Genomic DNA, 26,872 nt, shown 5'->3' with positions numbered 1-26,872 from the left:
AAACAAATCGCGGCAGGGGGCCTCTTTTTTACTCAGTTAGTGAGTGACGGTGCCACTCACTTGTTGCTTATTTCTCAGTCGATTCCTCGGCCGGAGCTTCTTCTTCCGCTTTAAGAGCGTCTTTCACAGCATCGAACTGTGTCGATGCTTTCGCATCTTTCACATCGACGTTATATTTCTCGATCAACTCGGCATAAATCTTATTCGCGTCGACAGAAGCGGCTTTTTCAGTCGCCAATGCTTCACGGATGCGATCTTTCTCGTCTTCGAGTTTAAGGTCTTTTTCTTTACGGTCCATGACTTTGATGACGTGGAAGCCGAACTGTGACTGAACCGGCTCAGAAACTTTGCCAACGACGTCTTCTTGGAACGCGTACTCTTCAAATTCAGGGACCATGGCGCCGGCTGAGAAGTAACCGAGGTCGCCACCTTTTTCACCAGAACCTGTGTCTGTCGATTTTTCTTTCGCGATGTCAGCGAAGTCGCCGCCGTCGTTCAATTCTTTAATGATCGCTTGTGCTTCTTCTTCTGTCTCGACAAGGATATGGCTCGCCTTGACTTCGACGTTTTCTTTCGCGAACTGTGCTTCGATATCTTCGTCTGTGACTTCGACGAGTTCTGATTTCGCAGCATCGACGAGCATTTGACCGCGGAGCGCTTCTTTGAACTCGTCCGTATTCGTCATGCCGGCTTGTTGAATCGCTTGCTCAAACTCTTCTTTCGAGTTGAACTGCTCTTCGGTCTTGCTGAACTCTTCGTCGACTTTTTCTTGCTCGACTTTATCGCCGTACTCTTTTTCAAGCAATTCGTTCATCGTTTCTTGGAACGCAAGTTGTGGGACCATGCGGTCGTAGCTCATGTCGGCGATTTCGCCGCGCGTCACTTCGCCGCCTTCAAATGAAACAACTGGAGAGTTGTCAGAAGACCCGCCGCTTGTCGCCGCGTACGTGCCGCCGACACCGATGAGAAGTGCAATCGCTGATGCGCCGACGAGGGCGCCTGTTGAAAACTTCTTATTCTGTTTGTTCGGTTCATTCGTCATTCCGTTTGACATATATTCCACCCCTATAAATCTATAAGTTTCTAAATCCGACTATACCACATTTTGTTAATGATAACAGCTGTTCTCTTACCTGTGTAGTATCATAGCACAGAAACGTGTCGTATAATGATGAAAGAGAATGTGAAATGATGGGGTGGAGAACGTGTCGTTAGAAGAGAAAATCAATCAATTATCGTTTCAAATGGAACTGTTGCTCGGGGCGGTCGATTGGTCGGAGCGGCCCTTTGAACATGAGGTGCTCAAGGCGAATCTGACACGGCAAGACGTCGTTGCGTTTTTCGCGTTGCTTGATGATATCCGAGAACGACAAAACGAGCAAATGCGCTACGGGCTGTCGTCCGTGGAGCCTTTGCTCGTTCATTTCGTCGGGATGCTTCATCCTCATTTAGAGGCCGAGACGATTCTCGCGGCGTGTGTGCGCCAAGGGATGGCGTTAGACGTCACGGAACCGCTGTATCGGCAGGTCAAGCTTCTTTACTGATCTCGTCGTCCTCAGGGCGACGTCCGGCTTCTTCCGTGATCATCTTCGACGTTTCTGCAAAGATGTCCATGAAGTTGTCGCCATACAAGCGGCGAACGATTGCGGTGATGTCCGTCAAGTCCGGGAATTTCCCGTACAATTCTTGGAGCGGGAGCGAGGCGCGGAAGACGCCGTTCTCTTCCGGATCGAACGCATGAATCGTCTCGAGCAAGAGCGCCTCACCTTCAGGCGTCAATTGGACGTACGTATTTCGTTTGTCCGTCTCCTTTTTCGAGAACGTGAGCAAACCGCGGTCTTCTAACTTCTTCGAGAAGTTGAACGCCGTCGATACGTGCATAACCCCATATTTGGCGATCTCTGAGATCGAGGCGCCGCCGAGGGCGTGAGCGATCCATAAAATATGGTGCTCGTTTATGTTCAAGTCGAACGGTTTAATCCAATTTTGCCAGTCTTTCTCGACCGTCTTCCACAGTGCCTTACTAAGTTGAATGATTTTATGACTATAGAGCATGGCCTCAGGGCCAGTGAATTCTTTTTCGTGTTCCATGTCGATCCATCCTTTCCGATACAATGTGACTAAAACGACGGGCGATGACGACAGACCGGTCAGTTGGCCTTTTCCGCTTTCGCTTCGGTCGCATCTGACTGTACGTTCGAAAGCTCGTTTAGGTTTCCTTGGATCCGCTCGATTGAAGGCTGAATGTCTTGTTGATAGCGTTCGACTTCGGCTTTCACTTGATCTGTCAATTCTTTTCCTTGTAACTTACCTGCCGCCGCAACTTGCGACGCATCTTTAGCGACTTTTTGGAATTGTTCTTTCAACGTAGTGATTGTAGACGCTCGGTGTTGATTGGCCGCCGCGTCATTCGCCGTTCCACGGGCGAGTTTTTTCACGGTCACAGCTCCTAGAAACGCTACGACAAAGCCGAAAGCAACCCAATCGCGACGATTGTGATTCGACAATACATTCCCCTCCTCGAGCACACTCATACTAGAATACATTCTTTTCATATTATTTTACCAAAAAAGAGAGATTAAAAACCTATATCTTAAATAAAATTTTTCAGAACATTCAATTTTGACCGAAAAATCATTTTATTTTAAACTGTAGGTAAAGGAAGGTGACCTCCAGTGAATATGCAAAAGCGTTGGGTTGATGACATGTTAGACCTGTATAACGCGGCCAAGCGACTGGGAGATGACCCTTGGGCACAGACAATAATGGAAGCACTCGAGGCGGGATATGAAGCGTCGGAACATAATGAACAGACGCGGAAACAAACTTTGCTTGAAAAGCGACTGATTGAAATAGACGCCCGTCTAAATTTGTTAAGAAAAGAATTCGAACAAGCGGAATCTGTCAAATCGCGGCAACAGTTATACGAGCAGGCGATTAAATTACAAGTCGAGCGTGCCCAAATCGAAGAGGAGCGGAAACGCCATCTCGATTCAATCAACTCGTCATGAGGCGCAAGACAAAAAATGGACCGGTCGCTCAACAGGCGGCGGTCCATTTGTTCGTTACAGGTTTGCTTTGATGCCGGCGGCGATCGCCTGCATGTCGTCAGATGAGTACGCGTCTTGATGCGTTTCCCACTTGGCACCAAACCCGTCCGCCTCGCCGTAGCGCGGCAAGAGGTGGATGTGGAAGTGATAGACGGTCTGTCCGGCAATCGCTTCGGCGTTAGACAACACGTTCATCCCGATCGCACCTGTTTCACGCTGAATCGCGTTCGCGACGGCAGGGACGGCTTGGAAGACGTCACGGGCCACGTCGGCCGGCAATTCATAGATGTTACGGGCATGATGTTTCGGAATGACGAGCGTATGCCCTTTCGTGACTTGAGAGATATCGAGGAACGCGACGACGGCGTCATCCTCGTATACCTTATACGACGGGATGTCGTTGTTGACGATTTTACAAAAGATACAGTTGTCCTCAGTGTGCATGCTGACTCCTCCATTCATGAATGACTAATCCATCTCATCATAACATGGAAATTCGGGCGGAAGAACGATTGTCCGGACAGACGATGCCCCTTACACTGAAACCAATAGCAAGTAGAGAGAGGAAGGGAACGGATGGCGTATGTACGATCGAAGAAACCGTCGCGGCGAAGAAATATCTACCTCGGGCTCCTCGTGACGCTCGGTGTCGGCCTCGCGGTCGGTGTTTTCTATCAATGGGGATATAAACCGGCTGCCGCCAACGACAAGATTCACGTTCGCTTCAAGGACGCCTTGTTGACCGAAGACGTCAGCTTCTTCCAGGAGAATGTCGAATATGAATCAGAACCGCTCACGCGAGCTGAGGCGCTCCGGTTCATGGGGTGGTTGAATGAAGAAAAGTCGATTCGCGGCGAGGCCATCTCGGAAGTGGCGCAGGACCGGTCGGACCGGGCACAAGGCATGGAGACGGATGGATTGTTCCGTCTCGTCGATACGGGCGAAGGGCGGTTCGGCTTTGCGGATTATCGGATTGAGTTGTTGCCAAAGACGTTGCGGACGTCTGCAGACGTTCCGCTGACAAATATTTGGATCGACGGGGTGCAGGAGGGACGGATTGATGAGGCCGGCGAAGCAGTTGAGATTGTTCGCATGCCAGGCCGCTACGACGTCAAAGCCGTCGCCGTCGTCGATGGGGAAACGGTGACCGAGACCGAGGCCGTGACGTTGACGGAAGATGCGCAACTGGCGTTTGGCTTGTTGCCGGACCAGGACGAGACGGTGGCCGGACAATTCGACCTCGAGAGGGCCGAATTGATTGAAATCGAGGTCGAAGCGCAAACCGGTCATTCGATCGAGACGCTTGAGGCGCTCATGAACAAACGGGAACAGACAGTCGTCGACGAGATTGGTGAACCGATGGAACGGGGCGACGTCTGGCGCTATGATGGGATGGAGCTCCGGTTTGTCGACGGCCGGGTCGATCGCATTGATATCGATTTACAGAAGCGGCCCGACGACCTGCTCGCGCTCTTGGGCGAACCGAATGAAAAAGTCGACACGGACCTCGGCCTCGAATGGCTCTACGACCGGACGTTGCTCGAGTCGATTTTCACGTTCTTGCGCTTACAGAGCGAGAAACGGTTCATCGAGCGGGATGAAGCCATCTATCTCATTTTGACATGACAAAAAAAGGGACCCTCGGCGAGGGTCCCTTTTACGTGAGCCGTAGATTAACGTTTACGGTTCATTGATTTCATAACGAACGATACGATCAAGATCAAGATAATCGCACCGAGAAGTGCTGGGATAATCGCGATGCCGCCAACTGCAGGACCGAAGTCTCCGAAGATGAGGCCACCGAGCCAAGCACCGATGATACCAGCAATGATGTTCCCGATGACGCCACCTGGTACATCCTTACCTAAAATAAGACCTGCTAACCAACCGATAATACCCCCGACGATTAAAGTGATAATCCAACCCATAAAAACATTCTCCTTTCTGTTTTGTCCATTGTTCTCACTAACAATTTTATGGAACAATGGAAGTAATGAATAAGTTTTAAAATGCCTTACAGTTCAGATTATTCCCATGTGACAGCTTTTAAAACATATATCACAAAAAAAAGTTGAAAATGAGGGGTGGATTTTTCATGTTGCACGTCGACCATTTGAATGGCGGTTATATAGGTAAACAAGTGTTGCACGATATTTCATTTGATGTAAAAAAAGGTGAGCTCGTCGGGCTGATAGGGCTAAACGGAGCCGGAAAATCGACAACAATCAAACATATTTTAGGATTGCTTGATCCGATTTCAGGATCGGTCGAAGTCGATAGTCAAACACTCAGCTCGTCAGAAAAGAATTATCGTAAGAAAATAAGCTATATACCCGAGACCCCTATTTTGTATGACACGCTGACGTTACGTGAACATTTGACGTTGATCGGAAAAGCGTATGACATTGATGCGGCAGATTTAACGAACCGGACCGAGCGATTGGCACGAGATATGCGGATGGAGAAGCAACTGGACTGGTTCCCGTCCGTCTTTTCGAAAGGAATGCGTCAAAAAGCGATGATTCTCTGTGCGCTCGTGACGAAGTCCCCGCTTCTCATCGTCGATGAACCGTTCGTCGGACTCGATCCACTCGCGATTCGTCAACTATTGCGATTGTTTGACGAGTATAAGGAAGATTGCGCCATCTTAATGTCGACACACATTCTAGAGACGGCCGAGCGCCACTGCGACCGTTTCGTCTTCTTGCACCAAGGGGCGGTCATCGCGACCGGGACGGCCGCGAAACTGCGCGAGACATACGGTCTGCGTCCGGACGCCACGCTCGATGACATCTATGTCGAGGCGATTGAGGCCGAGGAGCGGAAACGATGAACGTATTCAAACAACGATTTGGCGTCTGGGTGGAAGACGTCGTGAAATACAGCCGCTACGTCGCGAACGGTGGCTTGTTATTCACGCTTTATTTCACGCTCATCTACGGGGCGTTCGTGTATAACCAATTTTTGACGGATTTGGACCCGGCTTTTCCGAGTGAATGGATTGTGGCGCTGATTTGGTTGCTCCTTCCGCTCGGCCATCGTCCCCGAACGTTGATTCAAGAAGCGGATCAAGTCTTCCTATTGCCGCGTCTCGGTGAGATTCAAGCGTTCATGACAGGCATCCGCCTGTTCAATGTCGTCTTTGCCGCCGTCCGCGCCATCCTCGTCATGCTTGTCGTGTTGCCGCTGCTCGTCCGGACGCAAGCGCTCACGTCGGTCGAAGTCGGAGCCATCCTCGCCACGAGTGTACTCATTTCAGCCGCGGGTCGTCTCGCCAAGTTGGAGGGGATTAAATACGTCGTCTTGCCGAGCGCACTCGCCAGCGGCTTCCTCGTATTGTTCGGTGTGCCGTTGTTGACGCCAGTGCCCGCACTCGTCCCGTTTGTCCTGCTCCACGTGCGACGGAATCGGCGCATCCCGCTGCTTGACTGGCTCACGCTCGAAGAAAAGAGCAAAGCCCAGTTCAACCGGGTCGTCAGTTGGTTCGTCGATGTGCCGGCGATGCGGGAAGACGTGCGGGAACGGTCGTTCATCGTGAGCCTGCTCGAGCGGTCGGTGTTGAAACGGGCCGATGCCGCCCGATACGTGTACGGGCTCCGGGTCATGCGGTCGAACGATTCGCTCGATCTCGTGTTGCGTCTTTCCGCCGTCGCGCTCGTTGTCATGTGGCTCTCGGGTGGATGGTATGTCGGGTTGGTCGTCCCGCTTTTCGTCGGGTTGACGGCGCTCCAGCTCGTGCCATTATTTAAACGGCTCGACACCGTGTCGATGGCGTCGTGGTTGCCAATCACACGTACCGAGCGGCTTGTCGCCTATAAATGGTGGGCGACGCGGCTATTGTTCGCGCAACTGCTCGCCCTCGGCGTTGCCTCGCTCTTGTTTGGGGCGACGTGGGACGCGCTCGTCGGTCTCGGACTCGCGTACCTGGTCGTCCGATACTACTTGAGTCGATTGACATGAAACAGGGACACCCGCATTGGGTGTCCCTGACTGTTGTCGTTATTTTTTTGGTGACATGACCGATACGCTCGACCCGAGAATTTTCGGGAGACGTGCCGGAGTTTCAGGTTCTGTCTCGACTTCACCGTATGCGGATACACCGTGCTCGGCGATGTCGAGGCCGATTTCTTCTTGTTCTTCCGTGACACGAAGACCGATCGTGACGTCGAGGAGTTTCAAGAAGGCGTAGCTACCGCCACCGGCGATGACCATCGCAATCAAGACGCCGAGTGCTTGCACACCGAGTTGAGTCAAGCCGCCGCCGTAGAAGAGGCCGGCCGAACCGATGCCTGTGATCTCGACCAAGCGAGGCGAGGCGAAGAATCCGAGCGCGAGCGTCCCGATGATTCCCGCGACACCGTGCACCGAGAAGGCGCAGAGCGGATCGTCAATATATTTCGCCATGAGGATGCTCGTACCGTACGTGGCAATCGAAGCGAGGGCACCGATGACGATGGCGGCCCAAGGTTCGACGAAGGCGCAGGCAGCGGTGATGGCGACGAGTGCCCCGAGGACACCGTTGACGATTGTCGGGATGTCGGCCGTTTTCTTGTGAATCATGACGACGGCGAGAGCGCCGAGAGCGCCGGCAGCCGTGGCGAGCATCGTCGTAAGAGCGACGTAACCGAAGAAGCCGTCCGCGACCGACATCGTCGATCCGGCATTGAAACCGAACCAGCAGAGCCAGAGCACGAGTCCACCGACGACCGTCAAGACGTGGTTATGACCGGCGAGTGATTCCGTTTTACGACGTGGTTTTAAGATGATGGTGGCCATAAGGGCAGCCATTCCGCCTTGAAGGTGGACGACAGCCGAACCGGCGAAGTCTTGCATGCCCATTGTCCCGAGAAGTCCACCAGCCCATACAGAGCGGGCGACGATTGGATACAGGATGGCGACGAAGAAGACGCCGAACAAGACGTATGCAGACAGTTTAGCCCGTTCTGCGAACCCGCCCCAGGCGATGGCGAGCGCTACGGCGACGAATGACAACTGGAACAAGAATTTGATGTCGATTGAGACGTTGGCCCAATCGAGGCTCGTGAACGATCCGTTCATGAAGAATCCTTCCGTCCCGAACCAGCGGGTCCCGTCCCCGAATGAGAGGCCGAAGCCGACAGCCCAAAAGGCGAGTGCCGCCACAGAGAGGCTGATGATTTGTTTGACTGCGACGTGCCCGGCGTTTTTAGCCCGGAGCGTCCCCGTCTCGAGCAACCCAAATCCAAGTTGCATCGTCAGGACGAGCAAAGCGGCGATGAGTACGAACAGCGTGTCCATATAATATAAGATGTCTTCCATGTTGCGATTCCTCCTTTTTTTCGATTGGTGATTCAAAAGTTGTTTTCAGTGTAAGACGAAAAATTCGACTTGGATTGCAATTTGTCAGATTATCTGACATAGTTTTTTTGTGAGGGAGGAGGACGAGCGATGGACTATAAGTCGAAGAAAGTAATTGGAATGGGCGTCATTACTGAACTGACGGGACTTTCGGAGCGACAAGTCCGCTATTATGAGTCAAAAGGGCTCGTCTTTCCAGAACGGACAAAAGGCGGTTCACGTAAATATTCTTTCCATGATGTGGAACGATTAATTGATGTGGCCTCGAAGCTTGAAGACGGCTGGCGGATTCAAGACATTAAAGATCGCGAGAAGCGTTTGTCGACGAAACAGCGTGACGATTTGATTCGTGGTCAGCTCAATTCGGCATTCCGCACGTATCCGCCAAAGAAATGACACAAAGAAAACACAATGAAAATGCTTCACATTAGCATTATTCTAATTAATTTCTGTATAATGTTTTTGAGTTCACATACCTATAGAAGAAGAGTGTAGGAGAATTATAGAGGGGAATGACGCGACGTATGAACGATACTATTTTGAAGGCGTTTAAAGGAGAGGCGACAGACTATGTGCCCGTCTGGTACATGCGCCAAGCCGGACGCTACCAACCAGAATATCGTGAGATCAAAAAAACGAGGACATTATTCGAAATCACGCATGATGCCGAATTGTGTGCCTACGTGACAGAGCTCCCGGTAAAACAACTAGGAGTCGACGCGGCCATTCTGTATAAAGATATTATGACGCCACTCCCGTCGATGGGCGTGGATGTGGAAATCAAGAGCGGCATCGGTCCGGTCATTGATAACCCGTACCGGACGATGGAAGACGTGGAACGCTTAAAACCGCTCAACACGGACGACATCTCGTACGTGTTCGAGACGATCCGTTTGCTTCGGGAACGTTTGGAAGTCCCGCTCATCGGGTTCTCGGGCGCACCGTTCACACTCGCGAGTTATATGATTGAAGGCGGCCCATCGAAGAGTTACCATCGGACGAAAGCGCTCATGTACGCTGAGCCGGACGTATGGAACGCACTTATGGAGAAGCTTGGCGACATGGTCATCACGTATGCGACGGCGCAGGCGGAGGCTGGCATCCAAGCGTTCCAGTTGTTCGACTCATGGGTCGGGACGCTTAGCCGCAAAGATTATGTTCGTTATATTAAACCAACGACAGAACGGATCTTCACCGAGTTGCGCAAGCTCGACATTCCGCTCATCATGCACGGTGTTGGAGCGAGCCATCTCGTTGAAGAGTGGCAAGACCAGCCGCTCGACGTCGTCGGACTCGACTGGCGTCTGTCGATTCAAGAAGCGCGCGACCGCGGCATCACGAAAGCGGTCCAAGGTAACCTTGACCCGTCATTCTTGCTGGCTCCGTGGCCGATCATCGAAGCGAAAGTGAAAGAAATCCTCGATGAGGGGATGAAACAACCTGGATACGTCTTCAACTTGGGACATGGGGTGTTCCCGGAAGTCGATCCGTCTGTGCTCGTCAAATTGACAGCATTTATCCATGACTACTCACGTGAAAAAATGGGAGGCAAATCATTATGAAAACCGTCGGATTACTCGTAATGGCTTATGGGACACCGTACAAACCTGAAGATATCGAGCGCTACTATACGCACATTCGTTATGGCCGCAAGCCTTCACCGGAAGCACTCCAAGACTTGACGGAGCGCTATGAGGCCATCGGTGGCGTGTCGCCGCTCGCGAAAATCACAATCGATCAAGCGGAGACGCTCCGTGACATCTTGAACGAGCGCCACGTGGGCGAAATCGACTTCAAGCTCTATATCGGGCTCAAGCACATCGAACCGTTCGTAGAAGACGCGGTCGCGCAAATGGCGAACGACGGCATCAAAGAAGCGGTCTCGGTCGTATTGGCCCCGCACTACTCGTCATACAGCGTCAAGTCGTACAACGGACGGGCGCATGAAGAAGCCGCGAAATACGGCATCGAGATCCGTTCGGTCGAATCGTGGTACGATGAGCCGAAATTCATCAATTGGTGGGCGGAAGCCATCAAAACGACGTTCGCGAACTTGCCGGTGCCGGCTGAGAAGGCTTGCTTGATCGTCTCGGCGCACAGTCTGCCAGAGAAGATTTTGGCAGGTGGCGACCCGTATCCGGATCAATTGAAAGAAACGGCTGACAAAATCGCCCAAGCGGCGGGCGTACCGAACTATGAGGTCGGTTGGCAGTCGGAAGGCAACACGCCTGACCCGTGGATCGGGCCGGATGTCCAAGATTTGACGGCTGAACTTTATGAAAAGCATGGCTATGAAGCGTTCGTTTACACGCCGGTCGGATTTGTCGCGGATCACCTCGAGGTGCTCTTCGATAACGACGTGGAATGTAAAGTCGTCTGTGACCGCCTCGGCGTTCACTACGCGCGTCCTAACATGCCAAACGCGGAGCGGAGCTTCATTGAAGCCATCGCCGATCGCATGGAAAGCGTGATTGTACATCATGCGTAATGTAACGATTGTCGGTGGTGGGATCACAGGTCTCACCGCCGCTTTTTATGCCGAGCGCTATTTACCGAACGACGTCACGATCAAGCTCGTCGAGACGAGCGGACGGTTAGGCGGAAAAATCGATACGTTTGAAACGGGGGAATTTGCGGTCGAACGAGGGCCCGACTCGTACGTGTTCCGCAAGACAGCGATGACGGATTTGATTCATGACGTCGGTCTCGGTGATGAAATCGTCCGAAACGGGGTCGGTCAAGCGTACGTGCTCCATCATGACGGGCTGCATCCGATTCCGAAACAGACGGTCATGGGCATCCCGCTCGACGTCGATGCGTTCAAGGACACGACACTCTTATCGGACGAAGAACATGCCGCACTCCGGGCGATGCTCTTATCGCCACCGGACGTCGAAGCACCGGAAACGGACGTCTCCCTTGGCTTGTACTTGCGTGAACGGGTCGGGGACCCGATCGTCGACCGGCTGATCGAACCGCTTCTTTCCGGGATTTACGCGGGAGACATCGATCAGATGAGCGCCTTGTCGACGTTCCCACAGTTTATCGAAGGCGAGAAGAAACATGGGAACTTGTATGAAGGGATGCGTCACTTGCGCCCTGAACAACGGGTCGCGGAAGTCGGCGCCAAGAAAGTTGGACAGTTCGCTTCACTCAAACGAGGATTGAAGTCGCTCACTGATCGTCTTGCCGAGCGGCTAGAGCGCACCGAAATCATCTTGAACTGTTCGGTCGAACAAGTCGAGGAGATTGAAGGCGGCTATCGCCTGCTGACGAATCGAGGCGATATCGAGTCCGATCACCTCATCTTGACGGTCCCGCCCCGGCTCATCCGTCAGTTCTTACCGAAAGTCGACAGTAATTTTCTCGCGGATATGAAACCGCACGCGACGGCGACGTGTTCGCTCGTATTCAAAGAAGACGATATCGAGCTGCCGTTCGTCGGGACGGGCTTCGTCACGAGCCAGGAGGCGGATGTGACGATTACGGCGTGCACGTTCATCGACCAAAAATGGCCGCATGCTGTGCCGGAAGGGTATCACGTCCTGCGCGTCTTTCTCGGACGTCCGGGCGCCGATGAGATCGTAGATGCGTCCGATGAGGAGATTGTCGCGACGGCGTTACGTGACCTTGGCGGCTTGATGACGATTAAAGCAGCACCGCTCGAGACGGTCGTCAGCCGGCTCCGGGACGGGTTGCCACCTTACGCCGTCTTCCATTCCGATCGGGTCCGCGCGTTGCGCGCCGAGATGGGCCGCGTCTATCCAGGCATCTTGCTCGCAGGCATCGCCTATGACGGAATCGGCATGCCAGACTGCATCAAGAGCGTCCATGAACAAATCAAAGCGCTCGCAGAAGAAGGGTAAAGATTCGTGAAGGGAGGTGTCGGATTATTCCGATGGCCTCTCTTTTTGTTATAGTTATAAGCGAAACAGAAAAAGAGGAGTGGATGTTGATGACAACGTACAAATTGTTCGTATCCGATATGGATGGCACGATCCTGCACAACCACACGAAAATTGCACCCGAGACGGCAGAAATCGTCCGTGCGGCAGAAGCACAAGGGATTCGCTTTGCGATTGCGACGGGACGCAATTACTTCAACGCGAAAGAGATTCTCGACGAGGTGGGCCTCACGTGCCCGATCGTCTCTTCGAACGGCGGTCGCGTGCTGACGGAAACGGGTGAAGTGCTACATGAAATCGATTTGACGACAGAAGAGGCGCTCGAAGTCGTGTCGGTGTTGCATCAAGACCACAAATATTCGGACGTCTTCTATGAAATGTATTCAGAGGCGGGCCTCGTCGCGAGCCGACTCGATTTGATCGATGCGACGATGGAGAACTTGAAGCAGAACGGCGATGAGCGGTCGCTCGAGATGTATGAGTTCTTCCAAAAACGTTATTACGTCAACGAGGACGTCCGTCTCGTCGAAGACATCGAGGATTTCATCAAGAATGAGGCCGGACGCGTCTATAAATTCATCGCCTTTTCGAGTCATTTCGAGAAGATGTCCTCACTATGGACGGAAATCGATGAGCGCGTGGAAGGCGTTTACGTCACGTCTTCAGGCAATGACAATATCGAAGTCATGGCGAACGGGGCTGATAAAGGGCACGGCGTCAAAAAATTGGCCGAGCATTTCGGCGTCGATTTATCGGAAGTCGTCGTCATCGGGGACAACTTGAACGATGTCCCGATGTTTGAGGTGGCCGGTAAAGCGATCGCGATGGGCAATAGTCACGAAGACTTGATTGCCATTAGCCACCACGTCACAGAGCGTCATGACGAATACGGCGTCGCAAACGCATTGAAGCGCGTCATGAACGGGGAATGGAAGTAAACAAGTTGTAGCGCCGGGCCGCCGTCTCGTATAATACAATTAACGATTATCCTTAGGAGGAACCTACTGTGAAATTTATTTTCAACCCGGATATCCGGGACCCGAAACTCAACTTGGCGGTCGAGGAGTATATCCTCAAACATTTGAACGTCGAGCATGAGGATTATTTCTTGTTCTATATTAACGGCCCGTCGATCATCATCGGCAAGAACCAGAACACATCAGAAGAAGTTAACTTGAAGTATATCGAAGAGAACGGGATCGACGTCGTCCGTCGTTTGTCAGGCGGCGGTGCTGTCTATCATGATGAGGGCAACTTGAACTTCAGCTTCATCACAAAAGATGACGGCAACTCGTTCAACAACTATAAGAAGTTCACGCAACCGATTGTCGACGCCTTGAAGCAGCTCGGCGTCGAGGCAGAGTTGACGGGACGTAACGATATCCAAGTCGGCGAACGAAAAATCAGCGGGAACGCCCAGTTCACGACGCGCGGCCGTATGTTCAGCCACGGAACACTCATGTTCAACTCGAACATCGAGGAAGTCGTCAACTCGCTCAACGTCTCGGAAGAGAAGATGCGTTCAAAAGGCATCAAGTCGGTCCGTAGCCGTGTCGCCAACATCACGGAGTTCTTAGAAGAAGAGATGGCGATGGAGCACTTTGTCGAGGCGCTGCTCCATTCGATTTATGACGGACAGGAACCAGAACGTTACGTGCTTCGCGATGAGGACTGGGAAATCGTTCAGGATATCTCGAAAGAGCGCTATGCGAACTGGGACTGGAACTTCGGGAAATCGCCGAAGTTTGATGTCGAGTCGAAACGTCGATTCCCGATTGGTACGATCGACGTCCGCTTGAACGTCAACAAGGGTACAATCACGGAAGCGAAAATCTATGGGGACTTCTTCGGTGTCGGGGATATCCATGACGTCGAACAAGCCCTCGTCGGAACGCGGTTCGAACGCGTCGCGATTCGGGAACAATTGTCACAGCTTGACGTCAAACATTACTTCGGCAACGTCGAGCTCGAAGAACTCGTCGATCTCATTAGCTGAAGCGGGTTTTCATGCAGAAGGGCCTCCCTACAGAGGTCCTTCTTTTTGGCGTTTTCGTGACAGGTTGTCTGGACCGTTGCGTGTCGTTCCGGCGAGGCGTATCATAATCAGTGCAAGCGCTTTCGTGAGATGGAGTCAACCAATGGGAGGAAACGATATGTATCGATTTATCACTGAATGGATGGACACGAATTTGATGTGGGTGACGGAGCAACCGACATTTGATCTCGCCGTCCAAGCGATTGGACTTGAACTCGAAGGTCGAGGTATCGTCAATGACACGTTCGCGCGCGTCGTGACGGAGCAAGAGCGGACGATCCCGTCGGGCGTTACCGATGTCGCCGTACCGGTCGCTGTCGTCGATGTACCGCTTCACGTCGCAAAACAAGACGGCATCACCTTGTTGCATCTCAATCAACCGTTTGCGATGCAGACGATTGCGGGAGAGAGTATTCGGGCCGAAGCGATTTTCTTCATCACGGCGACGACGGAAGCGAAACAGTCGGCGCTCCATAAGTTGATGGACGACTTGCTCATGGACGATGAGACGTTACAGGCGCTCGTGCACGTACAGAGCCGGACCGGATTGTATCATTTGCAGACGATGGAATTGAAAGCGTTTTCTTATTGAGGCGTTTCATGTACAATGAAGATAACTGAAAAAGAGCGCGGCTGCCGTGCTCTTTTTTACGGCTCAAAAGTGAATAGTTATTCATTTTCAAAGGGGGATTATCATGGCAAACTTAGTCACGGCACTACAAGGCGTGGTGGCCGCGCATCCGAACAAGGCGGCCTACGTGTTTGGGGAAGACACGGTCAGCTACGGACAGTTCTATGGACAAGTCGAGGCGATGGCGGCGACGCTCGAGCAAAAAGGCATCGGTCAAGGCGACCACGTCGCGCTCGTCCTCGGCAACAGCCCCGCGTTCTTGGTTTTGTATTTCGCGGTGCTCGCCCGAGGTGGGGTCGTCATTCCGATCAACCCTACATACACACCGGATGAGATGGCCTACATCTTGCTCGATGGCGACGTGAAAGCGATTGTCGCGTTGTCGCCGCTCGTCGCGCAAGCGGAAGCCGCACTCACGAAATTACCGCAACTCCGACTCGTCATCTCGGTCCCGTATGCAGACGTACCGGCGTTGAAGCGGGATGGGGACATCGAGTTCTTACCGTTCAGCGAGGCGTTCGCGACGACGAAAGTTGAAGTAATCGAAGTCGATGAGGAAGAGGTCGCTGTCATCCTGTATACGAGCGGGACGACCGGGAAACCGAAAGGCGCCTTGTTGACACATCTCAACTTGTTCTCGAACGCCCATTCGATCGGGGAGTATTTGGAAATCACGCCGGAAGATAAAGCGCTCGCCGCCTTACCGATGTTCCACGTCTTCTGTTTGACGGTCATCGTCAACGCACCGCTCCTGCGCGGGGCGACGATTGTCATCTTGCCAAAATTCTCACCGCAGGACGTGTTCGACCTCGTCCCAAAACATCGCGTCAGCATTTTTGCCGGTGTCCCGACGATGTACAACTTCCTGTTGCAGACGGCGATGAAAGTTCCAGCATACGCTTCGGCGCTCAAGCACGTCCGCGTCTTCGTATCCGGTGGAGCGAGTCTGCCGGTACAGTTGCTCGAATCGTTCGAGCAAAAGTTCGAGTGTAAGATTCTCGAAGGATACGGTCTGTCCGAGGCGTCACCGGTCACGTGTTTCAATCCGCTCCACGGCGAGCGGAAAGCCGGATCGATCGGTCCGTCAATCGTCCACGTTGAGAACAAGGTCGTCGACGAACTCGGCGAAGAGGTCGGGATCGACGAGGTCGGTGAACTGATCGTCCGTGGACCGAACGTGATGAAAGGCTATTATAAACTACCGGAAGAGACGTCGATGACGCTTCGCGACGGGTGGCTCTATACAGGCGACTTGGCGAAACGTGACAAAGACGGTTACTTTTATATCGTCGACCGGAAGAAGGACATGGTCATCGTCGGTGGCTATAACGTCTATCCGCGCGAAGTCGAAGAAGTGCTCTATCAACATCCGGGCATCGTCGAAGCAGCCGTCATCGGGGTACCGGATGCCGAACAAGGGGAAGCGGTCAAAGCGTTCATCGTCACGCGAGACGAACAGGTGACGCTCGACGAGATCCGAGCGTTCGCGGCGACGAAACTGGCGAAGTACAAACAGCCGACGCACATCGAGATCATCGAGGAGCTGCCGCGGAACACGACCGGGAAGATTTTACGGACCGTCTTGAAGAGCGAGCAATTCCAACGCAATTGACGGGAGAGAAGGACGACGAAATCAGTCGTCCTTTTTTTGTTCAAAAGATTTGACACCGTTACCGGGTAGGGGTATATTGGTGGTGAGGTGATAATCATGGAAGAATTCATGCATGACCAACCAATCGTTCCGCGTGAAGACGCAGAACGTGAAGCGCTCAGCAAACGGCTGCGCCGGATCGAAGGACAAGTACGTGGGATTCAAAAGATGGTCGAGAGCGACCGCTACTGCGTCGACATTTTGACCCAGACGTCAGCCATTCAAGCGGCACTCAAACAAGTCGAGATGCAACTGCTCGAACGTCACATGCGTAAATGTTTAGTCCATGCGAGTGAAACGGAAGACATGGACCCGTACATTGACGAATTGATGACAATCGTCAGCCGCATCAAGAAGTAAGGAGGTGTTCCGATGAAAACCGTCGAACTGTCGATTCAAGGGATGACATGCGCCGCATGCTCGGCCCGCATCGAGAAAGTGTTAAATAAAATGGACGGTGTTGAAGCGACCGTCAACTTGCCGCTCGAGACGGCGACGATTCGCGTCGACGACGGCATCACCGAAGACGAACTGATCGCCCGCATCGAAAAAATCGGTTATGGCGCAGAACGAAAGGCGGAACTGACGCCAAAACACGACCTGCGCCCGCTCGAGCGAAAAGTGCTCATCTCGGCGCTGTTGTCGGCACCGCTTCTGCTCGTCATGATTACGCACATCCCGGGTGTGACGTTCCATGCCGATTGGCTCATGAATCCGTGGTGGCAATTCGCGCTCGCCACACCGGTCCAGTTCTGGATCGGGGCCCAGTTTTATAAAGGGGCGTATAAGAGCCTGAAGAGCGGCGCGGCCAACATGGATGTGCTCGTGGCGACAGGGACATCGGCGGCTTACTTTTATTCCGTCTTCGAGATGCTCGTGCATCCGATGCATCCGTCGCTCTATTTTGAGACGAGTGCCGTTTTGATTACGCTCGTATTGCTCGGGAAATGGTTAGAGGCCCGAGCGAAAGAAAAAACGACGGACGCGCTCAAGTCACTTTTATCGTTACAGGCGAAAGAAGCGATTTTACTTGTTGACGGTGTGGAACGGCCAGTCGCGATCGACTTGGTCAAAGCCGGTGACGTCATCGTCGTCCGCCCTGGCGAAAAAGTGCCGGTCGATGGAAAAATCGTCGAAGGTGAGACGGTCATCGATGAGTCGATGTTGACCGGGGAATCAATCCCATCTGAGAAAAGTGTCGGCGCCGATGTTGTCGGCGGAACGATTAACCGCTCGCACCGGGTCTTGATGGTCGCCGAACGTGTTGGCAGCGAGACGATGCTCGCTCAAATTGTTCGTGTTGTTGAACAGGCGCAGACGGACAAAGCCCCGATCCAACGACAAGCGGACCGGATTTCCGGTGTGTTCGTCCCGATCGTCGTCGCCATCAGCGCCTTGACGTTCGCCGTCTGGACGCTTGGCTTCAATGATTTGGACATGGCGATCCGGGCCTCGATCGCCGTTCTCGTTATCGCTTGTCCGTGTGCGCTCGGTCTCGCGACACCGACATCGATCATGGTCGGGACGGGCCGTGCCGCCGAACGTGGTGTCTTGTTCAAAGGTGGCGGTCAGCTCGAATCGTTGAATGGGGTCGATATCGTCGTCTTCGATAAGACGGGGACGCTCACGAAAGGTACGCCGGAAGTCGTGGCGACGTTCGGAGAGACGTCGTTCTTGAAACAAGCCGTCATGGCCGAACGTCAGTCGACGCACCCGCTCGCCGAGGCAATCGGTCGGGGCGAAGGGGACGGTCAGGTCGAACGCGTTGAAGAGTTGGCCGGTCGAGGATTGAAAGCGGTCGTGGATGGGAAACCTCTTCTTATCGGCTCGGTCCGCATGATGCAAGAAGCTGGATTGGCATTACCGAAGTGGGACATGCAGGCGATGACGCCGGTCTATGTGGCCGACGAGTCTGGGGTCGTTGCGGCGTTTGGTCTGCAAGATCGGTTGAAAGACCAAAGCCGTGCCGTCGTCCAACAACTTGCCAAGACGAGACAAGTCTACGTCTTGACCGGTGATCGGAAAGAAGTCGCATTCGACGTCGCCCGTCAACTCGGGATTCCGGAAACGAACGTCATCGCCGAGGTACTGCCCGTCGAGAAGGCGGATCATGTCGAGGCGCTGAAACGCCAGGGCCGTGTGGCCATGGTCGGGGACGGGATGAATGACGCGCCGGCACTTGCTGTCGCTGACGTCGGCATCGCCTTCGGAAGCGGGACGGATATCGCTCTTGAGGCGGCCGATGTCACCGTGATGGGGCAAGATATCGATGGGGTGAACCGTGCCATCGAGATGAGTGCGTTGACGATGCGTAACATTCGTCAAAATTTGTTCTGGGCGCTTGCCTATAACAGTCTCGGTATCCCGGTCGCAGCCGCCGGTTTGCTTGCCCCGTGGATTGCCGGGGCGGCCATGGCGTTCAGTTCGGTCTCGGTCGTCTTGAACGCGTTACGATTGAAAACACAAGGAGGAACATCAAAATGAATGAAACGACATTAAAAGTAGAAGGTATGACATGTAATCACTGCAAGGCGGCGGTCGAAGGCGCCTTGACAGAACTTGAAGGCGTCGAGTCAGCGATCGTCTCGTTACAGGACCATCGGGTCGATGTCATCCACAACGATAAAATTTCAGTGAAAACGATGATCGAAGCCATCGAAGAACAGGGTTACGACGTCAACGCATAATCGAGAGCTCCCGCCTAGCATGGCGGGAGTTTTTTTGTCATGTTCATGCTAAGAAAAGTATGCTATATTATAGGTGATAATGAGAATCGCTATCAGTAGGAAGGTGGAACATGATGGAACTCATGATGATCAGCGGTGTACTGGCCCTCCTTAGTGGCGGCACGGTATTCCTCGCACAACAGATGCGCACTCGGCCGACGCGGTAAGGAAGGGGGAACCCTTCTTTTTTTGTGGGCTTGTTTGCGTGTCGTGAACACATTGAGCGCGGAGGAAACGGCTGCATTCCCATCATTCATCCACAATTGTTTGATATGATAAATAAAAAACGTTGCAGAGGTGACTGGAATGTACACAATCTATTTAGTCGATGATGAAATCAATTTAAATAAGATGCTCGTCACGTATTTAGAGCAAGAAGGGTATCAGGTCCGTTCGTTCACCGACGGGACCTCGGCCCAGGCCGCAATCAAAGACGAACCAGACTTATGGGTGCTCGATATCATGCTCCCGGACCTCGATGGGTTCCAATTACTGAAAGAAATCAAAGCGAAAAACGCGTTCACGCCGACGATTTTCATTTCGGCGCGAGATGAGGATATCGATAAAATCATCGGGCTCGAGATGGGGTCTGACGATTACATCGCCAAACCGTTCTTGCCGCGCGAGCTTGTCATCCGGGTGAAGAAGTTGATTGACCGGGTATACGGCTCAAAATCGAACGAACATATCGAGTATGGGGAATATACGATTTATCCCGAGAAACGTCTCATCCGACACGAACAGGATGAAATCGATTTGACGTCGAAAGAGTTCGACTTATTGCTCCTCTTCCTCGAACACCCGGGTTCGGCATTGTCGCGTGAACAGATTCTCGAAGGCGTCTGGGGCCATGACTATTTCGGTTCGGACCGCGTCGTCGATGATTTGGTGCGGCGCCTGCGGAAGAAATTGCATCGCTTGGAGCTCGAGACGCTTTATGGCGTCGGTTATCGACTCGTTAAGCCATGAAGCTCGATCACCTTCAGCCGAAGCGGCTCATGTGGAAAATCTGGGTGTTGATTCTCCTCATCATCGTGACGCTCGCCTTGATGATTTTATTGACGATTCGTTCCTCAATCACGCAGTTCATCGATGAACAAGTGTATGAGACGTTACAAGATGTCGATTATTACCTGGGTAATACGAACGAGTTGGAAAATATCCCGCAAAATCCGATTGAATATGACCGTCGCCAACAAGAGTCCCGTTCGGTCAACCAGCTCATCTTTCTGCCGAACGGACGAATCATTTATGGGTCGGCCCCACTCGAACTGACGAACCGGATGTATCAAGAGGCGATCGAACAGACGAGCGAGGTCGCTAAATATCAGACGACGATTGACGGAGAAGATGTCTACTATATCATCCGTCAAAACGAATACGACGGGGAGCTCATCTATCAGGCATCTTATGCGTGGGACGCCTATCGCCGTGAACTCGTCTCGACGCTCTACTGGCGCATCTCGATTTTAATCGGGGTCATCAGCTTGCTGTCGTTGATTCCAGCCTTATGGATGTCGCGTGAGCTGACGAAGCCGATCGTCGAGATGGAACGGGCGGTCGAAAAAATCTCGAACCGTCAATGGGAGACGGTGCTCCCACTCGCCCGTCAAGACGAGCTCGGCCAATTGGCCCGCTCGATTGACGCGATGCGGCAAGAGTTGCAAGAGCAGGACGTGGCCCAACAGGCGTTGCTTCAAAACATCTCCCACGACTTGAAGACGCCGATCATGGTCATCCGTGGTTACGCCCAATCAATCGGGGACGGCATCTATCCGACCGGAGACTTGAAAGGGTCGGCCGAAGTCATTGATGAAGAGGCATCGCGTCTCGAGAAGAAAGTCGTCGATTTGTTGTACGTCACCAAGCTTGAATATTTCAAAGGCCAAGAGATGCGACTTGAACCAATCAATCTTGATAAATTGGTGGAGCTGCTCGTCAGCCGGTTCAAATTGCGTGGCAACTTGGACTGGACGGTCGAAGGACATGCCGGTGAGATGCTCGGTGATGGGGAACAGATTCGCGTCGCGTTCGAGAACGTGCTCGATAACGCCTTGCGCTACGCCGAATCGAGGATTCATATCCGTCTGTCTCACACTGAGGCAGGCGTCGAGATTACGATTGAGAACGATGGTCCACCGGTCGATGAGAACCTCGATTTGTTCCATCAATTCTCACGCGGAAAACAAGGAAAGTTTGGGCTCGGTCTCTTCATCGTTCAACGGATTGTGACGCTCCATGAGGGGACGGTCGCCTTGGGAAATACGAGTGACGGAGTTGCTGTACATTTTCACTTTCCGCCATCGAATTCGAATCCAAAACTAAAGTTAGATTATCGAAATTAAAAAATCAGCCACTCGTTGGCTGATTTTTTTAGTTGGAAATGTTTGAGCTCGATTTGTGGAAACGGTGACTCCTTGGTATGAATGAGAGGTAAGGCAATACATCCATGATGGAGGCAGATCAGATGACTCAGTTGACGAATGAAACAAGAGCTTTGATTCCGGTGTTTAATGAGTACGGGGAGGCGGAGACGCTCGTCTATCAATCCGATGGTGTCCGACGCTTGAAAGGCTCACCCCTTCACTTACTCGAATCCGCCTGTCTGTATTACGGTTCAAGTATCCAAGGACGGATTGAAGCGGCCCGTGACGTACTCGGACCGCACCGGAAAACGCCCGTCATCATGGATTGGCATGCAGATGCCGTATTTTTCCCGACCATTGCCAAAGAAAGCCCCGACTGTGCCTGGATCAACTTCTCTCAAGTCTATGATGCGGAGAAGAGCGGAAAAGGGAGCCGAATTATCTTTCATTCAGGTGAATCGGTCGAAGTGCCGGTGTCGAATCATACCGTCTATAAGCAGAAGCAGCGTTCCATCGAGTTATCGTATTCGTTTCAAAAACGCTTTCACTGAAACACATTCAATCAGGTTTAAAGATTGAAATCGATGACGAACCCCTCTATGATGAAGAAGAATAGTTCATATGTGTATTTGCACATCATCTGAAAGTGAGGGGTCAACATGTTTTTTCAAAAAATGATTGAACGAGGAAAACTGGTCATCGTGTTTTTACTCGTCGCAGTCGTTGTCGGGGTGCTCACGTTCTTCCAACTTCCGAAGCGTGAAATTCCGGAGACGAGTGTCAATATCGTCTTGATTCAGACGCCATATCCAGGCGCGACCGCAGAGACGGTCGAACGGAACGTCACGAATATTTTGGAGACTGAATTGAGAGGACTCGAAGGAATCGAGAATGTGTCATCATTATCCGCATCCGAGTTCTCAAACATCACAGTCGAGTATGAAGACGGCTTCGACCGAAGTGAGCTCCAGGCGAACGTGCGCCAAGCCATCTCGGATGCCGCACCGCGCTTGCCTGAGAATGCGCTGGCACCGACCGTCAATGATTCGATCGGACAATTGCCGGTCGCTTCATATTTGTTGACTTCGGACGACCGCGAAACGTTGCAAGCGGCTCGAGAAGATGTCGAGCGGTTGGAGGAACGATTGTTGCGGACCGAAGGCGTGACCGGTGTGACAATCAAAGGATTGCCAGAAACCGAATTCGTCGTCTCGCTCGACTCGGCCGAACTCGGGGAGCGTCAACTCGCCTTCCCGGACGTTTTGACGGCCATCAATGAAGAATATAAGACGACACCGCTCGGACGCCAGTCGACGGAAGAGGGCATCTATCAGTTGGCGATCGACAGTTTGACGAACGTCAATGATATGGGCCAAGTCGTCGTCGGATCGGTAGACGGGACGCCCGTTCTACTCGAAGACGTCGGTACGGTCGAAGAGACGGAAAAAGCGGTCACCGACCTCGTCTCGCTCGATGGGATGCCCGCCATTTCCTTGACGGTCACAATCGAGTCGGGACAAGATATCCCGACGCTGCAAGAACGCGTCGATGAAGTCGTCGCCGCAGAAGTCGGAGACGTCTCTGGCGTCGAGCTCGTCCCTTATTACGAGCAGGCCAAAGCGGTCGACGCGATCTTCTCGTCGTTGACAAAAGAGTTCATCGTCGCCATGATTGCCGTCATCGTCGTCACGACAATTGGATTGACGGTATCAGGATCCATCATCGTCAGCTTGGCGATTCCATTATCGTTCTTGCTCGCGTTAATCCCGCTTCGCTTCACGGGGGTCGACTTGAACCAAATCTCCATCATCGGTGCCATCATCGCCCTCGGGATTCTCGTCGATGACGCCATCGTCGTCAACGACAACATCCTGCGTCGTTACCGGAAAGGGGATACGGCGATGGGAGGTGCCGTACGCGGGACGAAAGAAGTGTGGGGCTCGATCGTCACTTCGACGCTTGCCGTCGTCTTCGCTTTCTTGCCATTGACCCTCTTGTCAGGTGCGAACGGGAACTTTATCCGCGCCTTGCCGACCGTATTGGCGTTATCGGTGCTCGCTTCGATGGTCATCAGTTTGACTCTCGTCCCGATTGCCCAATACTGGTTGAACCGGAAACAAGTCAAAGTCTCGAAACGAGAGCCGGGTTGGTTAGGGAAACCACTCAACCGTCTCAGTAATTTCTATGCGGACACGTTGTTGCCAAAAGTTGCGAAGCGTCCATGGACGTTCGGACTCGTCGGTTTCGTCATCACGACCGCCTTGTACGGATTGATTCTATTGACACCATTCGAATTTTTCCCGGCCGCGAACCGACCAGAAGTCGTGACGAGCGTCACATTACCGGTCCAGACCGACTTGGAAGAGACGGAACGGAGACTTCAAGCCATCGAGGAAGAGTTCCAAAGCATCGATGGCGTCACCGAGACGTCCATCTTTGCCGGGGGCGGGTTACCGAGCCTGTTCACGGGTGGTCTCGACCAAACAGGTGACAACACCGGCCAAATCGTCGTCCGTGTCGATAACGAGACAATCGATGCGATTCAATTGATTGATGAGTATACGACACAAATCCGGGAAAACAACCCGGACGCTGAAATCTTCTTGGATACGCAACAACAAGGACCGCCGACTTCGGCACCTGTCGAGTTCACGATGCGCGGCGAGACAATCGACGAGCTCGTGGCGGCACGGGATACCGTGAAAACAGACCTCGAAGAGATTGACGGCGCACTCGTCCTCGATAACATTAAAGAGCCGTTCCAAACACTCACGTATGAGCTCGACCGTGACGCGATGGCGGCCGCTGGCGTGACCGCGAAAGCGATCAGTGACCAGATTCGCCTCGTCACGGACGGGATTCCGATCGGAACGTTCGATGATGGTGTCGAACAGCGCGATGTGAAAATTGTCGTCGATGCGGAAGCAAACCGTGAGGCGCTCGCTTTAGACGATATTCTCGTCCCAGTCGAAACGGAAGCCGGCCCACCGGTCGCACCGCTCAGCACGTTCGTCACCGAAACGACGACGGAACAGATTCAACAGATTCCGCGTGAAAACGGAGAACGGACCGTGACGCTCCAAATCTTTGCGAGCGAAGGTATGGACGAGGAGGCGTTCAAACAAGACGTCGACCGCGTGCTCGCCGATGCGGAGTCTGCATTGACCGATGACGGGATTGCCTTTGATCAATCGGGGGCAAGTGACACACAAAACGAGTTCTTCCTTGAACTCGCCACGTTGTTCGTCGTCGTCTTGTTCTTAATCTTCTTGATTATCGCATTCCAGTTCAATTCATTGTCACTACCGATGCTCGTCCTGTTCACGATTTACTTGGCGATTGCCGGAGCTGTCGTCGGACTGTTCATCACACAGACGCCATTTAGCTTCATGGCTTCGATGGGGATTGTCTCGCTCGCCGGAATCGTCGTTCGGAACGCCGTCGTCTTGTTCGAGTTCATCGAGCAAGGGATTCGGGACGGCATGGCTGTCACAACCGCTGTCTATGAAGCTGGCCGGGCCCGGATTCGTCCGATCCTGTTGACGGCCTTGACCGCCGTCGTCGCCCTCTTGCCGGTCGCGTTCGGACAAGACCCACTCTTCAAACCACTTGCCATCTGTATCGTGTCAGGGATTCTGTTCTCGACGGTACTGACGCTCGTGCTCGTTCCGGCTTACTACTTGATTTTGGCGAAACGTCGCCACCGGGATAAACCGTTCACAGAGTAATTGCATGACGACAAAGGATGGCCCGAGGTGGGCCATCCTTTGTTCGTTTACGTCGGGAGACGTATGTTTTTGTAAGATGCTCTATGGGTATAATAAGAGAAGGACTTCACAATATTGGAGGGAATCAACGATGAATGATTCATACACATGGTTAAACCGCCGGACGATTCGCCCGGCTTACAGTGCGACAGGGGGCCGGGCGTGGACGAGCGAACGCGTCGTCCGTCCGTATGCAGCGCGGGGGAAGACGGTTCGCGGTGTCAAACGCGTACGTCGTCCGTATACGGATGAGCATGGAAATCGCCGTTATACGACGGGGCGCGTCGTCATCACCGATGCGGCACGCAAAGCGCGGGCCAACGGTCATGGTGAGTCGGCCGTTCAACTCGAGTTGTCGGTGCCGACACCGTACGAGCGGGTCAAAGAGATGATTCCGACGAAGAAAATCCTCGTGCCTGCCATGGCCGGGATTGCCGTCGCTGGTGGGATTGCCGGAGTCATTTATGCACTGCGCAAGAAAAAGCGGAACAAAGGAAAATAAAAAAATCGCCCAACTCGGGCGATTTTTTTATTTGAGACGATCCGCAAGAATCCGTTCGAGCTGTTGCTCCCCGAGTTCGCGCATCTCTGCTTCATTCTCTTCATCGTATGCCTCGTCAGTGAAACGTCCGACGAATTCGACTTTCCCGTTGCCGAGTTCACGGAAGACGAGGTTTTTGCGGTCCTGATAAAAGACGACGCGGTACTCTCGTCCGTTCTCGTGCATATAGTTGAACACACCTTTAATGTGGTCCATGTTCTTTTCTTCGGGTTGGTCTTCTTCCTCTTCGTCCTCTTCGAGGGCGTCGGCGAGGACTGCCGTCGGTTCTACTTCTTCCGTTTCTTCTTCAGACGAAACGGCCTCTTTCTTTTCTTCTTCTGTCATGAAAAACGACCTCCTTTACTTACTTTCTTATCATACCCGCTTTTCGAAAGGCTGACTACTCAAAATGGTGCGAGCAGACGCGGACGACGTTCGAGGATGACATGATCAAGCGATGGAACAGCTGTTGTTTGATCGACTCGGGCGCATCGACCGTTTTGAGCGCTTGCTCCATGCAGCCGAGCCAATGTCCGGCATGAGTCTCAGAGATGGGGTGGTCACGATGGATCATCGCCAAGTTACCGCCACCACGACGTTCTGTATACAGTTTCGGTCCCCCGAGCAACTGTGTTAAAAATTCGAATTGATGCGCTTTGACCCGCTCTTTGTCGTCCGGAAACAATGGCAACAAGACCGGGTCGGCGTAGACGAGATCATAAAAGGCGTCTACGAGCTGTTGGACTCCACGCTCGCCGCCGAATTGTTCATATGCACTCATGTTTATTTCCCCCTCATACGTCCAGTCTAATCGATTTTCGCTGAAATTGGGAAGGATGCGGGCTGGTCAATTTTCTTGCTGG

At 52.8% G+C, this 26,872-nt stretch carries 29 protein-coding genes; 21 read left to right on the top strand and 8 right to left on the bottom strand.

What is annotated here, in order from left to right:
• Window positions 1-67 precede the first annotated feature (67 nt).
• On the bottom strand, window positions 68-1,054 hold the full coding sequence (locus KNP71_RS08555) for a peptidylprolyl isomerase (protein ID WP_214803328.1): 987 nt from the start codon (window positions 1,052-1,054) through the stop codon (window positions 68-70).
• 151 nt (window positions 1,055-1,205) lie between these two features.
• On the opposite strand from KNP71_RS08555, the gene KNP71_RS08550 reads away from it, so the two are divergent.
• Window positions 1,206-1,544, top strand: a complete 339-nt coding sequence (locus KNP71_RS08550; protein ID WP_236355805.1) for a DUF1878 family protein — start codon at window positions 1,206-1,208, stop codon at window positions 1,542-1,544.
• Here KNP71_RS08550 and KNP71_RS08545 read toward each other — a convergent pair.
• Window positions 1,528-2,091, bottom strand: a complete 564-nt coding sequence (locus KNP71_RS08545; protein ID WP_021066715.1) for an HTH-type transcriptional regulator Hpr — start codon at window positions 2,089-2,091, stop codon at window positions 1,528-1,530. The two genes, KNP71_RS08550 and KNP71_RS08545, sit on opposite strands and share 17 nt — an antisense overlap.
• Window positions 2,092-2,150: 59 nt before the next feature.
• On the bottom strand, window positions 2,151-2,507 hold the full coding sequence (locus KNP71_RS08540; RefSeq protein ID WP_021066714.1) for a hypothetical protein: 357 nt from the start codon (window positions 2,505-2,507) through the stop codon (window positions 2,151-2,153).
• Window positions 2,508-2,681: 174 nt separating this feature from the next.
• Between KNP71_RS08540 and KNP71_RS08535 the strand changes: the two genes are divergently transcribed.
• Window positions 2,682-3,011 carry a hypothetical protein gene (locus tag KNP71_RS08535; protein ID WP_235045179.1) on the top strand — a complete coding sequence of 110 codons (330 nt, stop codon included), beginning with the start codon at window positions 2,682-2,684 and terminating at the stop codon, window positions 3,009-3,011.
• Window positions 3,012-3,065: 54 nt separating this feature from the next.
• On the opposite strand, the gene KNP71_RS08530 is transcribed toward KNP71_RS08535, so the two are convergent.
• Entirely contained in the window at window positions 3,066-3,494 is a 429-nt protein-coding gene (locus tag KNP71_RS08530; RefSeq protein ID WP_214803330.1) for an HIT family protein, read from the bottom strand.
• A gap of 132 nt (window positions 3,495-3,626) precedes the next feature.
• On the opposite strand from KNP71_RS08530, the gene KNP71_RS08525 reads away from it, so the two are divergent.
• The gene (locus tag KNP71_RS08525) at window positions 3,627-4,676 is read left to right on the top strand and encodes a hypothetical protein (RefSeq protein WP_214803333.1); all 1,050 of its coding nucleotides are present in this window, start codon (window positions 3,627-3,629) and stop codon (window positions 4,674-4,676) included.
• A 47-nt stretch (window positions 4,677-4,723) separates the two neighbouring features.
• On the opposite strand, the gene KNP71_RS08520 is transcribed toward KNP71_RS08525, so the two are convergent.
• On the bottom strand, window positions 4,724-4,978 hold the full coding sequence (locus tag KNP71_RS08520) for a GlsB/YeaQ/YmgE family stress response membrane protein (RefSeq protein WP_021066710.1): 255 nt from the start codon (window positions 4,976-4,978) through the stop codon (window positions 4,724-4,726).
• Window positions 4,979-5,145: 167 nt separating this feature from the next.
• Between KNP71_RS08520 and KNP71_RS08515 the strand changes: the two genes are divergently transcribed.
• Complete coding sequence (locus tag KNP71_RS08515; protein ID WP_214828008.1) at window positions 5,146-5,883, top strand: ABC transporter ATP-binding protein; 738 nt, start codon at window positions 5,146-5,148, stop codon at window positions 5,881-5,883.
• On the top strand, window positions 5,880-7,010 hold the full coding sequence (locus tag KNP71_RS08510; RefSeq protein WP_029595972.1) for an ABC transporter permease: 1,131 nt from the start codon (window positions 5,880-5,882) through the stop codon (window positions 7,008-7,010). The genes KNP71_RS08515 and KNP71_RS08510 overlap by 4 nt, the downstream gene beginning before the upstream one ends.
• Window positions 7,011-7,049: 39 nt before the next feature.
• On the opposite strand, the gene KNP71_RS08505 is transcribed toward KNP71_RS08510, so the two are convergent.
• Window positions 7,050-8,348, bottom strand: coding sequence for an ammonium transporter (locus tag KNP71_RS08505; protein ID WP_035385685.1), 1,299 nt, complete (start codon window positions 8,346-8,348; stop codon window positions 7,050-7,052).
• A gap of 129 nt (window positions 8,349-8,477) precedes the next feature.
• Between KNP71_RS08505 and KNP71_RS08500 the strand changes: the two genes are divergently transcribed.
• The 16 genes from KNP71_RS08500 to KNP71_RS08425 all read left to right on the top strand — a co-directional run bounded on the left by KNP71_RS08500 (window position 8,478) and on the right by KNP71_RS08425 (window position 25,970).
• Complete coding sequence (locus KNP71_RS08500; RefSeq protein WP_021066706.1) at window positions 8,478-8,783, top strand: MerR family transcriptional regulator; 306 nt, start codon at window positions 8,478-8,480, stop codon at window positions 8,781-8,783.
• A 116-nt stretch (window positions 8,784-8,899) separates the two neighbouring features.
• The gene (hemE, locus tag KNP71_RS08495) at window positions 8,900-9,949 is read left to right on the top strand and encodes a uroporphyrinogen decarboxylase (protein ID WP_021066705.1); all 1,050 of its coding nucleotides are present in this window, start codon (window positions 8,900-8,902) and stop codon (window positions 9,947-9,949) included.
• Window positions 9,946-10,875, top strand: a complete 930-nt coding sequence (hemH, locus tag KNP71_RS08490; RefSeq protein ID WP_021066704.1) for a ferrochelatase — start codon at window positions 9,946-9,948, stop codon at window positions 10,873-10,875. Before hemE ends, hemH begins: the two co-directional genes overlap by 4 nt.
• Complete coding sequence (gene hemG, locus KNP71_RS08485) at window positions 10,868-12,253, top strand: protoporphyrinogen oxidase (RefSeq protein WP_029595969.1); 1,386 nt, start codon at window positions 10,868-10,870, stop codon at window positions 12,251-12,253. The genes hemH and hemG overlap by 8 nt, the downstream gene beginning before the upstream one ends.
• An 89-nt stretch (window positions 12,254-12,342) precedes the next feature.
• Complete coding sequence (locus KNP71_RS08480; protein WP_241764605.1) at window positions 12,343-13,230, top strand: Cof-type HAD-IIB family hydrolase; 888 nt, start codon at window positions 12,343-12,345, stop codon at window positions 13,228-13,230.
• A 68-nt stretch (window positions 13,231-13,298) separates the two neighbouring features.
• Window positions 13,299-14,288 carry a lipoate--protein ligase gene (gene lplA / locus KNP71_RS08475; RefSeq protein ID WP_214830471.1) on the top strand — a complete coding sequence of 330 codons (990 nt, stop codon included), beginning with the start codon at window positions 13,299-13,301 and terminating at the stop codon, window positions 14,286-14,288.
• A 157-nt stretch (window positions 14,289-14,445) separates the two neighbouring features.
• Window positions 14,446-14,919, top strand: coding sequence for a PTS sugar transporter subunit IIA (locus KNP71_RS08470; RefSeq protein ID WP_214830470.1), 474 nt, complete (start codon window positions 14,446-14,448; stop codon window positions 14,917-14,919).
• A gap of 103 nt (window positions 14,920-15,022) precedes the next feature.
• The gene (locus KNP71_RS08465; RefSeq protein WP_214830469.1) at window positions 15,023-16,570 is read left to right on the top strand and encodes a long-chain-fatty-acid--CoA ligase; all 1,548 of its coding nucleotides are present in this window, start codon (window positions 15,023-15,025) and stop codon (window positions 16,568-16,570) included.
• A gap of 96 nt (window positions 16,571-16,666) precedes the next feature.
• Entirely contained in the window at window positions 16,667-16,969 is a 303-nt protein-coding gene (locus tag KNP71_RS08460; protein ID WP_021066698.1) for a metal-sensitive transcriptional regulator, read from the top strand.
• Between the two features lie 12 nt (window positions 16,970-16,981).
• Complete coding sequence (locus tag KNP71_RS08455; RefSeq protein ID WP_214830467.1) at window positions 16,982-19,093, top strand: heavy metal translocating P-type ATPase; 2,112 nt, start codon at window positions 16,982-16,984, stop codon at window positions 19,091-19,093.
• A complete protein-coding gene (copZ, locus tag KNP71_RS08450; protein WP_029595964.1) occupies window positions 19,090-19,296 on the top strand; it encodes a copper chaperone CopZ in 207 nt (68 codons plus the stop codon). Before KNP71_RS08455 ends, copZ begins: the two co-directional genes overlap by 4 nt.
• 345 nt (window positions 19,297-19,641) lie before the next feature.
• Window positions 19,642-20,304 carry a response regulator transcription factor gene (locus KNP71_RS08445; RefSeq protein ID WP_029595963.1) on the top strand — a complete coding sequence of 221 codons (663 nt, stop codon included), beginning with the start codon at window positions 19,642-19,644 and terminating at the stop codon, window positions 20,302-20,304.
• A gap of 29 nt (window positions 20,305-20,333) precedes the next feature.
• Entirely contained in the window at window positions 20,334-21,680 is a 1,347-nt protein-coding gene (locus tag KNP71_RS08440) for a sensor histidine kinase (protein ID WP_241764604.1), read from the top strand.
• Between the two features lie 122 nt (window positions 21,681-21,802).
• Window positions 21,803-22,252 (top strand): competence protein ComK, encoded by a 450-nt coding sequence (locus KNP71_RS08435; RefSeq protein WP_021066693.1) that lies wholly within the window; start codon window positions 21,803-21,805, stop codon window positions 22,250-22,252.
• 108 nt (window positions 22,253-22,360) lie between these two features.
• Window positions 22,361-25,429: an efflux RND transporter permease subunit gene (locus tag KNP71_RS08430; RefSeq protein WP_214830465.1), complete on the top strand. Its 3,069-nt coding sequence runs from the start codon at window positions 22,361-22,363 to the stop codon at window positions 25,427-25,429.
• A gap of 130 nt (window positions 25,430-25,559) precedes the next feature.
• Window positions 25,560-25,970 carry a hypothetical protein gene (locus tag KNP71_RS08425; protein ID WP_131472259.1) on the top strand — a complete coding sequence of 137 codons (411 nt, stop codon included), beginning with the start codon at window positions 25,560-25,562 and terminating at the stop codon, window positions 25,968-25,970.
• A gap of 27 nt (window positions 25,971-25,997) precedes the next feature.
• On the opposite strand, the gene KNP71_RS08420 is transcribed toward KNP71_RS08425, so the two are convergent.
• Both KNP71_RS08420 and KNP71_RS08415 read right to left on the bottom strand, forming a co-directional pair.
• Entirely contained in the window at window positions 25,998-26,354 is a 357-nt protein-coding gene (locus KNP71_RS08420) for a hypothetical protein (RefSeq protein WP_021066690.1), read from the bottom strand.
• A 55-nt stretch (window positions 26,355-26,409) separates the two neighbouring features.
• Window positions 26,410-26,790, bottom strand: a complete 381-nt coding sequence (locus KNP71_RS08415; RefSeq protein ID WP_021066689.1) for a truncated hemoglobin — start codon at window positions 26,788-26,790, stop codon at window positions 26,410-26,412.
• Window positions 26,791-26,872: the final 82 nt, after the last annotated feature.

This window comes from Exiguobacterium sp. s56 (assembly GCF_018618255.1).
In the GTDB taxonomy this organism is placed as follows: domain Bacteria; phylum Bacillota; class Bacilli; order Exiguobacteriales; family Exiguobacteriaceae; genus Exiguobacterium; species Exiguobacterium chiriqhucha.
This window is presented reverse-complemented; position numbering and strand designations above follow the sequence as displayed.

Bases quoted from the DNA above. Each gene is read 5' to 3' on its own strand.
- KNP71_RS08555 (WP_214803328.1), bottom strand. From the start codon at position 1,054: ATGTCAAACGGAATGACGAATGAACCGAACAAACAGAATAAGAAGTTT.
- KNP71_RS08545 (WP_021066715.1), bottom strand. From the start codon at position 2,091: ATGGAACACGAAAAAGAATTCACTGGCCCTGAGGCCATGCTCTATAGT.
- KNP71_RS08535 (WP_235045179.1), top strand. From the start codon at position 2,682: ATGCAAAAGCGTTGGGTTGATGACATGTTAGACCTGTATAACGCGGCC.
- KNP71_RS08530 (WP_214803330.1), bottom strand. From the start codon at position 3,494: ATGCACACTGAGGACAACTGTATCTTTTGTAAAATCGTCAACAACGAC.
- KNP71_RS08525 (WP_214803333.1), top strand. From the start codon at position 3,627: ATGGCGTATGTACGATCGAAGAAACCGTCGCGGCGAAGAAATATCTAC.
- KNP71_RS08520 (WP_021066710.1), bottom strand. From the start codon at position 4,978: ATGGGTTGGATTATCACTTTAATCGTCGGGGGTATTATCGGTTGGTTA.
- KNP71_RS08515 (WP_214828008.1), top strand. From the start codon at position 5,146: ATGTTGCACGTCGACCATTTGAATGGCGGTTATATAGGTAAACAAGTG.
- KNP71_RS08510 (WP_029595972.1), top strand. From the start codon at position 5,880: ATGAACGTATTCAAACAACGATTTGGCGTCTGGGTGGAAGACGTCGTG.
- KNP71_RS08505 (WP_035385685.1), bottom strand. From the start codon at position 8,348: ATGGAAGACATCTTATATTATATGGACACGCTGTTCGTACTCATCGCC.
- KNP71_RS08500 (WP_021066706.1), top strand. From the start codon at position 8,478: ATGGACTATAAGTCGAAGAAAGTAATTGGAATGGGCGTCATTACTGAA.
- hemE (WP_021066705.1), top strand. From the start codon at position 8,900: ATGACGCGACGTATGAACGATACTATTTTGAAGGCGTTTAAAGGAGAG.
- hemH (WP_021066704.1), top strand. From the start codon at position 9,946: ATGAAAACCGTCGGATTACTCGTAATGGCTTATGGGACACCGTACAAA.
- hemG (WP_029595969.1), top strand. From the start codon at position 10,868: ATGCGTAATGTAACGATTGTCGGTGGTGGGATCACAGGTCTCACCGCC.
- KNP71_RS08480 (WP_241764605.1), top strand. From the start codon at position 12,343: ATGACAACGTACAAATTGTTCGTATCCGATATGGATGGCACGATCCTG.
- KNP71_RS08470 (WP_214830470.1), top strand. From the start codon at position 14,446: ATGTATCGATTTATCACTGAATGGATGGACACGAATTTGATGTGGGTG.
- KNP71_RS08465 (WP_214830469.1), top strand. From the start codon at position 15,023: ATGGCAAACTTAGTCACGGCACTACAAGGCGTGGTGGCCGCGCATCCG.
- KNP71_RS08460 (WP_021066698.1), top strand. From the start codon at position 16,667: ATGGAAGAATTCATGCATGACCAACCAATCGTTCCGCGTGAAGACGCA.
- KNP71_RS08455 (WP_214830467.1), top strand. From the start codon at position 16,982: ATGAAAACCGTCGAACTGTCGATTCAAGGGATGACATGCGCCGCATGC.
- copZ (WP_029595964.1), top strand. From the start codon at position 19,090: ATGAATGAAACGACATTAAAAGTAGAAGGTATGACATGTAATCACTGC.
- KNP71_RS08445 (WP_029595963.1), top strand. From the start codon at position 19,642: ATGTACACAATCTATTTAGTCGATGATGAAATCAATTTAAATAAGATG.
- KNP71_RS08440 (WP_241764604.1), top strand. From the start codon at position 20,334: ATGTGGAAAATCTGGGTGTTGATTCTCCTCATCATCGTGACGCTCGCC.
- KNP71_RS08435 (WP_021066693.1), top strand. From the start codon at position 21,803: ATGACTCAGTTGACGAATGAAACAAGAGCTTTGATTCCGGTGTTTAAT.
- KNP71_RS08430 (WP_214830465.1), top strand. From the start codon at position 22,361: ATGTTTTTTCAAAAAATGATTGAACGAGGAAAACTGGTCATCGTGTTT.
- KNP71_RS08425 (WP_131472259.1), top strand. From the start codon at position 25,560: ATGAATGATTCATACACATGGTTAAACCGCCGGACGATTCGCCCGGCT.
- KNP71_RS08420 (WP_021066690.1), bottom strand. From the start codon at position 26,354: ATGACAGAAGAAGAAAAGAAAGAGGCCGTTTCGTCTGAAGAAGAAACG.
- KNP71_RS08415 (WP_021066689.1), bottom strand. From the start codon at position 26,790: ATGAGTGCATATGAACAATTCGGCGGCGAGCGTGGAGTCCAACAGCTC.